The 14,307-nt window shown below is 71.5% G+C and carries 5 protein-coding genes; 3 read left to right on the top strand and 2 right to left on the bottom strand.

Annotated features, from left to right (window positions below; all coding sequences use genetic code 11):
* Nucleotides 1-43: 43 nt before the first annotated feature.
* Nucleotides 44-1,159 carry an ABC transporter substrate-binding protein gene (locus BLR33_RS11160; RefSeq protein WP_093784170.1) on the bottom strand — a complete coding sequence of 372 codons (1,116 nt, stop codon included), beginning with the start codon at nt 1,157-1,159 and terminating at the stop codon, nt 44-46.
* Nucleotides 1,160-1,785: 626 nt separating this feature from the next.
* On the opposite strand from BLR33_RS11160, the gene BLR33_RS11165 reads away from it, so the two are divergent.
* The 3 genes from BLR33_RS11165 (at nt 1,786) to BLR33_RS11175 (ending at nt 10,128) form a co-directional block, all read left to right on the top strand.
* Nucleotides 1,786-4,014, top strand: a complete 2,229-nt coding sequence (locus BLR33_RS11165; protein WP_093784171.1) for a glutaminase family protein — start codon at nt 1,786-1,788, stop codon at nt 4,012-4,014.
* 144 nt (nt 4,015-4,158) lie between these two features.
* A complete protein-coding gene (locus BLR33_RS11170) occupies nt 4,159-6,624 on the top strand; it encodes a beta-L-arabinofuranosidase domain-containing protein (protein WP_093784172.1) in 2,466 nt (821 codons plus the stop codon).
* A gap of 174 nt (nt 6,625-6,798) precedes the next feature.
* Complete coding sequence (locus tag BLR33_RS11175) at nt 6,799-10,128, top strand: TIM-barrel domain-containing protein (RefSeq protein ID WP_093784173.1); 3,330 nt, start codon at nt 6,799-6,801, stop codon at nt 10,126-10,128.
* A gap of 75 nt (nt 10,129-10,203) precedes the next feature.
* Here BLR33_RS11175 and BLR33_RS11180 read toward each other — a convergent pair whose 3' ends face one another.
* Nucleotides 10,204-14,142: a GH92 family glycosyl hydrolase gene (locus BLR33_RS11180; protein WP_093784174.1), complete on the bottom strand. Its 3,939-nt coding sequence runs from the start codon at nt 14,140-14,142 to the stop codon at nt 10,204-10,206.
* Nucleotides 14,143-14,307: the final 165 nt, after the last annotated feature.

The raw sequence follows: 14,307 nt of genomic DNA on the forward strand, positions 1-14,307 counted from the left end.
GCGGGAGGGCGTTCCCCCGCGGCCGCCGGACCCGGCGGCTCGGTCAGTACACCAGGCCCTGGGAGAGCGCCTGCTTGGCGTTGCTCGACGTGAAGTGCCCGTCCTTGATGATCACCTTGGGCTGCACGCCGGTGGTGCCGTAGAAGGCCTGCAGCGACTGGAAGGCGAGCGGGCCGAAGCGCGGGTTGGTCTCGATGTCGGCGACGGCCTGGCCGGCGGCGACGTTCTGCACCATCTGCGAGATGCCGTCGATGGTGACGATCTTGACGTCCTTGCCAGGGGTCTTGCCCGCGGACTTGATGGCCTGGATGGCGCCCAGGGCCATCTCGTCGTTCTCGGCGTAGACCGCGTTGATGTCGGAGTGCGCCTGGAGCAGCTGCTCCATCACCTTCTGGCCGTCGGTCTGGGCGAAGTTGCCGGTCTGCGAGGCGACGATCTTCACGTTCGGGTACTTGGCCTTGACCCGGTCCTCGAAGCCCTTGGTGCGGTCGGTGGTGACGTTGTTGCCCGGCGTGCCGGTCAGGATCGCCACGTGGGCGGAGCCGCCGGTGGCGCCGGCCAGGTCGTCGGCGGCGATCTGCGCCTGGCCGTAGAAGTCGGAGCCGATGAAGGCGATGAAGTCGCTGCAGGCGGTGCCGGTCACGGTGCGGTCGATGGTGAGCACCGGGATCTTCTTCGCCTTGGCCTGGGCGAGCGCCGGGCCGAGGCCGTCGGAGTTCTCCGGCGCCACGATCAGCACCTTGGCGCCCTGCGCGATCATGTCCTCGATCTGCGAGTTCTGCGCGTTGACGTCGGCGTTGGCGTTGCGCTCGATGAGCTTGACACCCAGCTGCTTGGCCTGCGCCTCGATGCTCTTGGTCTCGGTGGCCCGGAAGGGGTTGCTGGTGGACTCCGACTGCGAGAAGCCGACCACGGTCTTGCCGTCGGTGATGTCGAGCTTGGGCACCCCGCCGCCGTACGTCCGATAGGTGCAGCCCGGGCCCGCCGCGGAGTCGGTGGGCGTGGCCAACTGCTGGGCGGCCGCCGTGTTGTTGCTGCTGGGAGCGGCGTCGGACTTCGAGGAGTCGTTGCCGGAGTTGGTGCAGGCGGTCGCGGTCAGGCACAGGCCGGCGGTGAGCACCGCGGCCGAGACGGCCTTGGCCCGGAGGGAGGCGTACATGCGCCGATCACATCCTCGTCGATTCGGTCGGAGCGTGCGGGTTCTGGTGGAACAGCGAAGAGGGAACCGGCCGGGCGGGCTTGTGGAGCGACCTGGCCTGACAGGTTGTTACAACGATGTAGAAGGACAGTGGAGTACGGCGTCGAACGCTGTCAAGACGTCGGTCGGGGTTCGTCGGGATCGGCGCCGGCGCACCGCCGTCGACGCCCCGGGCGAGGGCGGCCGAGAGCGCGCGAAGAGCCGCGCGGACCGGGCGTGAACGTGCCCGGCGGCACCTGATCCGGCATCAAAATGCCTGCTCAGGTGGGATTTTGAGGGCCCGCCAGTGGCGCATGACGGGGGTGGAAACACCTGCGAAATATGTTGGACCCGAAGGGTGGACATGACATCCGGGCTGTGCTGTCATCGTCCTGCCCCGCTTTTACATCGTTGTAGGAACGCTCGGCCGCACCCGCCACGGCGGGCCGCTGCCGGACCCCGTCGGACCCCCTGCTGCGCCTCCCCCCTCCGCGACCTCGCGCTCCCCCACCGCGGCTGCTTCGTCCTGCCCGGCGCACCCCGCCGGCCCGCGCGTGCACCCTCCCTGTCCCCCGCCGCTGCCATGAGCGGCTCTTTCAGGAGAAGCGATGACCCCAAGGAACGACGACGCCCACCTGCCCGCGGGCGGTCCGGGCACCCCCGACGCGGAGAGCGCCCCGGCCGCCCGCCTCACCCGCCGGGGCCTCATCCGGTGGACCGGCACGGCCGGCCTGGCCGCCGCCGGCGCGAGCCTGCTGCCGGGCACCGTCCAGAGCGCGCAGGCGGCGCCGCTGCCGGCCGCCGCGCCGGGCACCGCCGCCACCGTGCCGCTGGTCCCGGACTTCGACCCGATCCGGCCGCCGTCCGTCCCGCTGGCCGTCCGCTCGCCGTACCTGAGCACCTGGCTCAACGCCGATGTCGGCGCCGGGCACTGGGCGAACTTCTGGACCGGGCGGACCACCGCCATCACCGGCCTGCTGCGGGTGGACGGCACCAACTACCTGTTCCTGGGCAACCCGAGCGTCCCGGACCACACCATCTCCCGGGGCGCGGTGCAGCGCGCCCTCGACGTGACCGCGACCCGCTCCCGGTTCGTCCTGGAGGCCGGCGGCGCGGAGCTGACGCTCACCTTCCTGTCGCCGGTGGAGCCCGCCGACCTGCGCCGCCAGTCGGTCCCGATGTCCTACATCCTGGCCGATGTGCGCAGCGGCGACGGCAAGGCGCACGACGTCGCGCTCTACTTCGACATCTCCGGCGAGTGGGCCTCGGGCGACTCCGGCACGAAGATCGGCTGGAAGCAGCAGGACCTGTCCGGCGCCGGCGCCTCCCTGACAACGCTGTCGTTCGCGGCGGACAGCCCCCAGGTGCTGCGCGAGAACGGCGACATGGCCGCGTGGGGCACGGTCGTCTTCAGCGCCACCAAGCGCTCCGGGCTCAGCTGGCAGATCAGCGCCGACACCGCGGCCCGCGCCGCCGCCCTGGACGGCACGGCGCTGTCGAACTCCGCCGACACCCGCCAGCCGCGGGCGATCAACGACAGCTGGCCGGTCTTCGCCTTCCGCTTCGACCTCGGCACGGTCCGCGCCACCACCAGCGCGGTGCTCTCGGTCGGCCACGTCCGCGAGCCCGCGGTGAGCTACCTCGGCGAGCAGCTGCCGCCGCTGTGGAAGTCCTACTGGTCGAGCTGGCAGGACATGGCCGCCTTCTTCCACGGCGACGCGGCCGCGGCCCAGCAGCGCACCGCCGCCCTGGACCGCAAGGTGCGCCAGGACGCGACGGCGGCCGGCGGCGAGAAGTACGCGGCGCTGTGCGCGCTGGCGCTGCGCCAGGCATACGCCGGCACCGAGCTGGTCAGCCGGAACGGCAAGCCGTGGGCGTTCCTGAAGGAGATCTCCTCCGACGGCAACGTCTCCACCATCGACGTGACCTACCCGGCGATGCCGGTCTTCCTCTACCTGGACCCGGAGTACCTGGCGCTGATCCTCCAGCCGCTCTTCGACTACCCGGAGAACGGCGGCTGGCCCAAGGAGTTCGCCGAGCACGACCTGGGCTCCAGCTACCCCAACGCCACCGGCCACAACGACGGCAACGAGGAGGACATGCCCGTCGAGGAGTCCGCCAACATGCTGCTCATGACGGCGGGGTACCTGGCGCGCACCGGTTCCTCCTCGGCGAAGTCCTTCGCCACCGCCCACTACGCCATCCTGAAGAAGTGGGCCGACTACCTGGTGGCCAACGCGCTGGACCCGGGCTACCAGAACCAGACCGACGACTTCACCGGCTTCATCGCGCACAGCGCGAACCTCGCGCTCAAGGGCATCCTGGCCATCGGCGCCATGGGCCGGATCGCCACCGCGGCGGGCAACTCCGCGGACGCGGCCTCGTACACCGCCACCGCCAAGAGCTACATCGCGCAGTGGGTGGACAAGGCCCAGGACACCGGTGGCGACCACCTCAAGCTCGCCTACGACCAGCCGGGTACCTGGAGCCTGAAGTACAACGGCTACCCGGACGCGCTGCTGGGCCTCGGCCTGGTGCCCAAGTCGGTGGCCCAGGAGGAGGCCGACTGGTACCTGTCCCAGGTCAACCAGTTCGGCATCCCGCTGGACCTGCGGCACTCCTACACCAAGGGCGACTGGGAGATGTGGACGGCGGCCTGGCTGCACGGCCACCCGGTCAGCGGCTACCTGGTCTCCGCGCTCTACGACTTCGTCAACTCCTCGCCGTCGCGGGTGCCGTTCACCGACTGGTACGACACGGCCGCCGACACCCAGAACGGCTTCCAGGCCCGCCCGGTGGTCGGCGGGATCTTCGCGCTGGTGAGCCTGCGCAAGTAGGCGAACCAGCGCCGCGCCCGGCCGCCTCCCCGCGGCCGGGCGCCCCGAGGCCGGTGCCGGCGGTGGTGCCTCCACCGCCGGCACCTCCCCGCCCGGCCCCCGCGGCCGTCCCGCCCGTCCTGCCCGCCCGATAGGAGCACCCGCATGGAGCGGCGCACCTTCCTCGCCACCTCGCTCGCCGTCACCGGCTCGGCCGCGGTCGCCGGCGCCACGGCGCTGCCCGCCGCGGCCGCCGGCACCGCGGACACCGCCGCACCCGCCGGTGCCGCCGGCGGACCCGCCGGCCCCCACTACCCCGCCAACCGGGCGCCGCTGCAGCAGGAGGCGTTCCTGCGGCTGCCGCCCGGCAGCATCACCCCCAAGGGCTGGCTGCGCACCCAGCTCGACCTCCAGCTGGACGGCCTGAACGGCCGGATGCCCGAGGTCTCCGACTACCTGACCGCCGACAGCGGCTGGGCGGTCCCCTCCGGTGTCGGCTGGGAGGAACTGCCGTACTGGCTGCGCGGGTTCGGCGACCTCGGCTACGTCACCGGGGACGCGGCCACGCTGGAGCTGACGAAGACCTGGATGGACCGCATCCTGGCCACCCGGCAGCCCGACGGCTTCTTCGGCCCGACCTCCCTGCGCACCTCGCTGAACGGCCTGCCGGACTTCTGGCCCTACATGCCGGTCCTGGACGCGATGCGGACCTGGTACGAGTACAGCGGCGACGAGCGGATCATCGACGCGCTCACCGGCTGGCTGCGCTTCCTCAACGCCCTGCCCGGCTCGCAGTTCGGCCAGGGCTGGGGCTCGGCCCGGGTCGGCGACACCATCGACACCGCGTACTGGCTCTACAACCGCACCGGCGACGCCTTCCTGCTGGACCTGGTGCGCGCGATGCACGCCAACAGCGCCGACTACACCCACACCATCCCGACCTGGCACAACGTCAACCTCGCCCAGGGCTTCCGGGAGCCGGCGCAGTACGGCGTGCTGGCCGGCGACCCGTCCTTCCTGGCGGCCACCCACCGGGTCTACGACACGGTGATGGGCACCTACGGGCAGTTCCCCGGCGGCGGGTTCGCCGGCGACGAGAACGTCCGCTTCGGCTTCCACGACCCGCGGCAGGGCTTCGAGACCTGCGGCGTCGTGGAGTTCATGCACAGCCACGAACTGCTCACCCGCATCACCGGCGACACGGTGTGGACCGACCGCTGCGAGGAGCTGGCCCTCAACACCCTGCCGGCCGCCTTCGACCCGCGGCAGAAGGGCACCCACTACGTCACCGGCGCCAACACCGCCCAGCTGGACAACGTGCCCAAGTCGCATGGCCAGTTCAACAACTCCTTCGCCATGCAGGCGTACATGCCCGGCATCCACCAGTACCGCTGCTGCCCGCACAACTACGGGATGGGCTGGCCGTACTACGCCGAGGAGCTGTGGCTGGCGAGCCGCGACGGCGGGCTCGCCGCCTCGCTGTACGCCGAGTCCGAGGTGCGCGCGAAGGTCGGCCCGGGCGCCGGCACCGAGGTCACCGTGACCGAGCGGACCGGCTACCCGTTCCAGGACACGGTCACCCTGGTGGTGGGCACGCCCGCCCCGGTGCGCTTCCCGCTGTACCTGCGGGTGCCCGGCTGGTGCGCGGACCCGGAGGTGGAGCTCGGCGGCCGGCCGGTGAAGGCCGTGCGCGAGGGCGGCTACCTCGTCGTGGAGCGCACCTGGCACCACCACGACACCCTGCGGCTGCGCCTGCCCATGCGCACCGAGGTCCGCAGCTGGGGCGTCAACGACGACGCCGTCTCGGTCGCGCACGGCCCGCTGACGTACTCGCTGCAGATCCAGGAGGACTGGCGGCAGTTCGACGGCACCGCCGACTGGCCGCAGTACGAGGTGCGGCCCGCCTCGCCGTGGAACTACGCGCTCCAGGTGGACGCCAAGGACCCGGCCCGCTCCTTCACCCTGGAGCGCACCCGGGCGAGCGGCACCGACCCCTTCACCCACGAGGGCACCCCCGTGCGGATGCGCGCCAAGGGCCGCCGGCTGCCCGCCTGGCAGGTCGACGACCAGAACGTCACCGCGCCGCTCCAGCCGGGCCCTGCCCGCACCAGCGAGACGCTGGAGCAGATCACCTTGATCCCGGCGGCCGCGGCCCGGCTGCGGATCACCGCCTTCCCCACCGCGGCCACGAAGTCCGGCACCGAGTGGGCGGCGGTGGCGGCCTCCTTCAGCGGCGTGGACAGCCCGCAGGCGCTGCTGATGAACACCACCGCGCAGCCCAGCGACTCCTACGACCAGGACCTGCCGCGCTTCACCTGGTGGGACCACACCGGCAGCCAGGAGTGGGTGTCCTACACCTGGGCCGAGCCGGTGCGGGTGAGCGCGGTCTCCGTCTACTGGTACGACGACACCGGCCACGGCGCCTGCCGGGTGCCGCAGTCCTGGGTGCTGGAGTACCTTGCGCCGGACGGCAGTTGGCAGCCCGGCGGGGGCGACCCGCAGTACGGCACGGCGAAGGACGCCTTCAACCGGGCGGCCGTGCACCCGGTGACGACCACATCGGTCAGGGTCCGGGTGCAACTGCAGCCAGGCGTGTCCGGCGGGCTGCTGGCCTGGCGGGTGGAGCACTAGCACAGCAACTCACGGGGGGATCAGAGCTGTCCGGTCCGCGGGCGGAAGCGGTGTCATGCCGCCGCCCGCGGGCCGGACGCACGCGTGTGCGGGCACGGGGCCGCCCACGCGGCACCGCACGCACGGGGGACGGCACGACCGAGCATCTCGACGACGAAGCGGAGGACGACCGCCATGCACGCAGCACGCCCGGGGCGTACCGGGCCCCTCATCGCCCCACCACTCGCGCCCGTCCCGCCACCGCGGCCGCGGCGCTTCCGCGCGCCGCGGCGCCGGCTGGCCGCCCTGGTGGCCCTGAGTACCGCGGCCCTGGCCCTGGTCGGTACCGGAGGGCCCGCGCACGCGGCCGCCCACCCGCGGCTGCCCTCGGTGACGGTGTCGAACGACGCCCGGTTCGAGGTGCTCTCCCCCACCCTGGTGCGCACCGAGTACGCGGGCGACGGGAAGTTCACCGACCAGGCGACCTTCAACGCCATCGGCCGCGACGACTTCACCACCACGCCGTACACCAGCAGCACCGCGGGCGGCTGGTTCACCCTGACCACCTCGAAGCTGACGCTGCGTTACAAGGTCGGCTCGGGCCCCTTCACGGCGCAGAACCTGTCGGTGTCCCTGAACGCCGGGCCCGCCGCGGTGACCGCGGCCCCCTGGAACCCGCTGGCCTGCCCGGTCGGCGCGCTCTGCGAGGCCGAGAACCTCGCCGCCACCGGCGTGAGCACCGCCTCGGACCACACCGGCGCCACCGGCACCGGCTTCCTGGCCGGCTTCCAGTCCACCGGCGACGCGGCCACCGCGCAGGTGGACGTGGCCACCGCGGGCTCCTACGAGTTCGCCGCCCGCTACGCCAACGCGGTCGGCGGCGACGGCCAGGACACCACCCGCACCCTGTCGCTCACGGTGGACGGCGGCTCCCCGCAGACGGTGACCCTGCCGACCACCGCGGACTGGAACACCTGGAGCACGGTCCGGGTGCCGCTCCAGCTCACCGCGGGCCGGCACACGATCACCCTGGCCAAGGGCGCCTCGGACTCCGGCAACGTCAACGTGGACAGCGTGGCCGTGGTCGCCCCCGGCGCCGGCTACCCGCCGGTGTCGGCCACCGCGATCCCCGACTGCGCCTTCGGCACGAGCTGCGAGGCCGAGAGCGGCCGCGCGGCCGGCTCGGCGAAGGTCGCCACCGACCACCAGGGCTACTCCGGCTCCGGGTTCGTCGCCGAGCTCAACCAGAACGCGGGCCTGACCGAGCATGTCACCGGCGTTCCCGCGGACGGCACCTACACCCTGCACCTGCGCTACGCCAACGGCGTGGGCGGCGACGGCCTGCACCAGACCCGCACCGCCACGGTCACCGCCGGCGGCGCCACGTCCACGCTGAGCCTGCCCGCCACCACCGACTGGGACACCTGGGGCACCGCGTCCGTCCCCGTCACGCTCAAGGCGGGCGCGGACGACATCACCCTGGGCTGCCCGCAGGCCGACAGCTGCCACGTCAACGCCGACACCGTGGCCGTCACCGCGACCGGCGCCGCCGCCCCCCAGCCGCACCTGGCCCTGGGCGGCTACCGGCGCGGCCTGGACGGCGTCAACGGCGACAACGGCAACCCGCCGATCACCCCGGGCCTGACCTACAAGGACGGCTGGTACCTGCTGGACGACACCACCTCGGCGCTGTACGACCCGTCGGCCGGCAAGCCGACCCCGCGGCCCGGCCACGGCGGCGCGCCGTACCAGGACGGCTACCTGTTCGGCTACGGCCACGACTACGAGCAGGGCCTGACCGATCTCGCCACCCTCACCGGCCCGCCGGAGCTGCTGCCCCGCTGGGCGTACGGCGTGTGGTACTCGGAGTACATGGACCGCACCGCGGCCGACTACGAGAACACGATCCTGCCGGCCTTCCGCTCCGAGGGGGTGCCGCTGGACGTGCTGGTGACCGACACCGACTTCAAGTCCCCGGCCACCTGGAACGGGTGGGAGATGGACCCCTCGAAGTTCCCCGACCCCAAGGCGTTCTACGACTGGGCGGCGAGCCAGGGCCTGCACAACACCCTGAACATCCACCCGAGCATCCAGAGCAACGACCCGCAGTTCGCGGCGGCCATGGCGACCGCCAAGAACAAGCTGACCAAGGGCAGTTGCAGCGGCAGCGTGTGCACCTACACCTTCGACTGGGGCGACCCGGACCAGCTGAAGGCGTACATGGACCTGCACCAGGACATGGAGCAGGCCGGCGCCGACTTCTGGTGGCTGGACTGGTGCTGCGACAACTCGCTGTCCTCGCAGGCCGGTACGACCCCGGACGCGTGGATCAACCAGCAGTACGCGACGGACGCGGACAAGACGGTCGGGCGCGGCTTCGTGCTCTCCCGCGCGTTCGGCTCGCTGCAGTCCGGCGGCTACTCCAGCCCGACCGGGGTCGCCACCGGGCCGTGGGCGGACAAGCGCACCACCGTCCACTTCACCGGTGACACCTCCTCGACGTGGGGCACCTTGAAGATGGAGGTCGGTTACACCCCGGGCGAGTCCGCCTCGACCGGCCTGTCGGCCGTCAGCCACGACATCGGCGGCTTCAACGACGCGACGGGGCTGACCGGTTCGGAGACCTACGGCAACGGGCAGCACACCAACAAGCTGCCCGACGACCTGTACGCGCGCTGGGTGCAGCTGGGCACCTTCCAGCCCGTGGACCGCCTGCACGGCAACCACAGCGACCGGCTGCCGTGGCAGTACGGCACGGCGGCGAAGGACTCCGCGGAGAAGTTCCTGCGGCTGCGCGAGGACCTGGTGCCCTACACCTACACCCTCGCCCAGCAGGCCAACGCCACCGGCGTGCCGGTGGTCCGCCCGACGTACCTGCAGTACCCGGAGGAGGCCCAGGCGTACGCCACGGCCGGCAGCGAGTACCTGTACGGCCCGGACATGCTGGTGGCGCCGGTGACCACACCGGGCACCACGGCCACCACCTCGGTGTGGTTCCCGCCGGGGCAGTGGACGGACTACTTCACCGGCAAGACCTACGCGGGCGGCACCACGCAGAACGTCACCACCACGCTGGACACCATGCCGGTGTTCGTGCGGGCCGGTGCCGCGCTCGTCACCCGCACCGGCGACCCGGCCAACGACCAGCAGGCCAAGCCGGCCGCGATGACGCTGACGGTCGCCCCCGGCTCCTCCTCGTCCCCGTCGTCCGCGGCGTCGTTCACCCTCTACGAGGACAACGGCACCTCGGCCGCCCGGCACGCCACCACCACCGTGCACGTCCAGCAGCACGGCGCGGTGCGCCAGGTCCGGATCGACCCCGCCAAGGGCTCCTACGCCGGGCAACCGGCCAGCCGGTCCTGGACGGTGTCCTTCCTCGGCGCCACCTCGGCCCCGCACACCGTGACCGCCTCGGGGGTGCCGCTCGCCCGGCACGCCTGGAGCTACGACGCCGCCTCCGGGCGGCTGACGGTCACGCTGCCCGCGCACAGCGTGCACAGCGCGCTGGTGGTCACGTACCACTGAGGCGGGCGCAGGGAGCACAGCACGAAGGGGGCGCGGCCGAACGGCCGCGCCCCCGCTGCTTGCCGGCCCCGTGGGTCAGTGCAGCAGCTCGACCTCCGCCAGGGTGGTGGTGTCACCGCTGCCCGCGGTCACCACCAGCCGGTAGGAGGTGTAGGTGCCCGGGTGGGCGATCTCGAAGGGCCGGGTCTGCAGCCGGTTGTCGAAGGACTGGCCGGTGCGGGAGTCGACGGTCTTCCAGTGGGTGCCGTCGGTGGAGCCCTCGAGCCGCCACGCGGTCGGATCCTGGCCCGCGGTCCTGCCGGAGGTCAGGGTGTAGAAGGTGGCCTTCTGGCCGCTCCCGCTGTAGGTGTAGGTGATCTGCGGCGTGGCGGTGGTGAAGGTCGCCTGCGTGGCGGAGGTGTTGTCGAACAGCGCCGCGGTGGCGGTGCCGTCCGAGGCGGTGGCGGTGCCCAGGCCGCTGCCGGTGGTGTCGGTGAGCGGGCTGGGGGTGCCGCCCTTGGGCGTCAGCGAGGTCGGCAGGGCGTCCTTGCCGGTGCCCCAGGACGACGGCTGGGACCCCATGGTGAAGTCCAGCACGGCGCCGGCCGACAGCTGGTCCTGGGTCAGGTAGACCTTGTCGTACGGCTTGCCGTTCACCTTCAGCGACTGCACGTAGACGTTCTTGCCGCTGTTGCCGGGTGCGTTGACGACGATGCTGCGGCCGTTGTCCAGGTGGATGGTGGCCTTGGTGAACAGCGGCGAGCCGATCACGTAGTTGTCGCTGCCGACCTGGAGCGGGTAGAAGCCGAGCGCACCGAAGATCTGCCAGGTGGAGGCGGCGCCGTTGTCCTCGTCGCCGGGGTAGCCCTCGCCGATGGAGCTGCCGGTGTAGAGGCGCTGCTCGATCTGCCGGACGACGGCCTGGGTCTTGGCCGGGGCGCCCGCGTAGTCGTACATGTACGGGATGGCGTAGGAGGGCTGGTTGCTCATGCCCAGCTCGCCCATCCGCACGTCGCGGGCCTCGATCATCTCGTGGATGGTGCCGCCGTAGGAGCCGGTGTCGCCGTCGGCGGTCTCCTGGGTGGAGAAGAACGTGTCGAGCTTCTTCTCCAGGTTCTTCTGGCCGCCGTAGATCGAGGCCAGGCCCGCCGGGTCCTGCGGCACGGTGAAGGCGTAGTTCCAGCCGTTGGACTCGGTGTACTCATAGCCCCAGGTCTGCGGGTCGTACGAGCTGTCCGGGACCCGCCAGCTGCCGTCGGGGTTGCGGCCCTCGAAGAAGCCGGTGTTCTTGTTGAAGACTTCTGTGTAGTCCTGGGCGCGGGCGAGGAAGTACGCGGACTCCTCCTTGTACCGCTCGCGGTCGGCCTTGGGCGTCTTCGGGTCCTTGGCGAGCTTGGCCGCCATGGTGCCGATGCCGTAGTCGTTGACGTAGCCGTCCAGCGACCAGGAGATGCTGCCGTCCACGGAGGTGTCGGTGTAGCCGGTGAACTCCGAGGTCGACAGGCCCTTGCGGCCCACACCGGAGTTGGTGGGCACCACGGTGGCGTTCTTCACTGCCGCCTCGTAGGCCGCCTGGGCGTCGAAGCCGGTGACGCCCTTGGCGTAGGCGTCGGCGAAGGCGACGTCCGAGCTGGTGCCGGTCATCAGGTCGGCGTAACCGGGCGAGGACCAGCGGGCGGTCCAGCCGCCGTCCTTGTACTGCTGCACGAACCCGTTGACGAGCTGACCTGCCGTCTTGGACTCCAGCAGGGAGTAGGCGGGCCATTCGCTGCGGTAGGTGTCCCAGAAGCCGTTGTTGACGTACACCTTGCCGTCCACGACCTTGGCGCCGGTCTGGGTGGCGGTGCTGGTGCCCTGCGGCTGGTAGGCGCTGGCGTACTGCCAGACCGGGTGCGCGGCGGTGCCGGTGTTCTCCGACCCGTTGTTCGGGTAGAGGTTCATCCGGTACAGGTCGGAGTAGAGCGTGGTGAGCTGGTCGCTGCTGGCGCCCTGCACCTCGACCTTGCCGAGCTTGGCGTTCCACTGCTGGGCGGCGCGCTTCTCCACGGTGCCGAAGGACGTGCCCTGCGGGATCTCCAGGGACAGGTTCTTCTTCGCCTGGTCGACGCTGATGAACGAGGTCGCGATCCGCATGGTGACGGTCTTGGACTTCGAGGTGTCGAACTGCGCGTAGCCGGTGACGTTGTCGCGGCCGTAGCCGGTGACCTTCTGCGCGGTGGTGGGCTTCTGGTCGAACTCGGCGTAGACGAACATCCGCGAGGCGCCGGTGGACAGGCCGCTCTTGTGCTCGGCCCAGCCCTGCAGGGTGCCGTCGGCGGGGTCGAAGGTGAGGCCGCCGTTGTTGTCGATGTTGTCGAAGAGCAGGTCGCCGGTGTCACCGGTGAAGGTGAACCGGAAGTCCGCCGAGTGGTCGGCGGGTGCGATCTCGGCCTTGATGCCGTCGGTGAAGGTCACGCCGTAGTACTGCGGCTTGGCCGTCTCGTCGGAGTGTTTGAAGGGCAGCGCGCGCTTGGCGCGGTCCAGGCTGGGCGTGCCGGTGGCCGCCGAGGGCATCACCTGGAACAGGTCGCGGTCGCCCATCCACGGGCTCGGCTCGTGGCTGATGCCGAGCGCCTGCAGGGTGGGCAGGTTGTCGGCGTTGTTCTGGGCCGCGTAGGAGTACTCCCAGCTGTCGCTGCCCGCGTCGGTGACCGGCGTGTAGAAGTTGAAGCCGTTGGGTACGGCGGTCGCCGGCAGGTTGTTGCCGCGGGAGAAGGAGCCGGAGGCGTTGGTGCCGCGCCGGGTGTCGACGTGGTCGGCGTAGGTCGCGTGCGGGTCGGCCGCGGGGGCCGAGCCGATCGCCAGGTCGTCGATCCAGCCCTTGAACTGGGTCTGGGCGCCCTCGGCCGCGCTGCCCTTGGGGTTGTCGTAGCCGAGCAGGATGCGGTCGATGGTCTTGCCGGCCGCGACCTTGCCGATGTCGGCGCTCTGCGCGTTCCATTGCGAGGCGTAGAGGATCTTGCTGTCGCCCTGCTCGCGCGGGGTGAGCGGCACGCCGTTCTGGTCGTCGGCGGGGTTCCTCGACTGGCTGAGGTAGGTGCCGTCGGTGAAGTGCAGGTCGATGGCGGCGTAGGTGCTCGGGTAGGCGAGGTCGCCGCCGGTCAGCTCGGGGAAGATGTCGTACGACAGCTGCGTGTCGCGGGCGACCTTGATGTGCACGTCGTAGAGCTTGTTGTAGGCGTGCACGGCGCCGTCGGCGGTGTGGGTGCCGGCGTACTCCAGCGCCTTGAGGCCGGTGAAGCCCACGTTGGGCGTGACGTTGGGGCCCGAGGAGGGGCCGGTGCCGACCTCGGTGGTCATCCCGGCGGCCGGGGCGGGCCCGGTGGAGCCGTCGGAGAGGATCAGGTCGGCGAGCTGCACGATCGGGTCGCCGTGGTTGAGGCTGACGTTGAGCCGGTAATAGGAGTACGCACCCGGGTTCGCCACGTCGTACACATGGGACTTGAACCGGCCGGGGAAGTCCTGGCCGGTGCGGCTGTCGACGGTCGTCCAGTGGCTGCCGTCCTGCGAACCCTGGAGCTGGAAGTCCTTCGGGTCGCGGCCCGGGGAGTCGTTCGCGGAGGTCAGTGCGTACTTCTTGACCGTCACGTCACCGCTGAGCCGGTATTGCAGCCAGCCGGTGGAGTTGAAGGTCAGCCACTTGGTGTTGGGGTCCTCGTCGGCGGCCTTCTGCGCGGTCTCGTTCGGCGGGTTGTCGGAGTTGGCGGTGACCGCCGTGATCTTGTCCTTGATGCTGCCGGGCAGCACGGGCAGGGTGCCCGCGGTCACGCCCGAGACCCAGGGCTTGCCGTCCCCCAGGGTCTCGGCCGTGTCGGCGGCCGGCTGCGCCTGCCCGTCCTCGAAGGACGTGCTGAAGGCGGGGGCGGGCGCGTGGCCCTGCCCTGCTGTGCCGGTGGCCGCGTGCGCGACCGCCGACAGCGGCACGGTCAGGGCCACGGAGACCGCTGCGGCCAGCAGGGGTCTGGCCAGGAGGCGGCGTGGTCGGCCACTTCTCATGCGTACTGCCTTTCGGGTTGTGGCTCGGCGGGTGGTGGTCGGCGCGCCCGCCCCCGGGTGTGGACAGGGGGCGGGCGCGCCAGTTGCGGTGCGGGGGGATGTGCGGGCGCCGCCGGACGGGCCGGCGCCCGCGGGTCTCAGGCGTCGCGGCCGCTGACCGCGTAC

The organism is Actinacidiphila guanduensis, assembly GCF_900103985.1.
In the GTDB taxonomy this organism is placed as follows: domain Bacteria; phylum Actinomycetota; class Actinomycetes; order Streptomycetales; family Streptomycetaceae; genus Actinacidiphila; species Actinacidiphila guanduensis.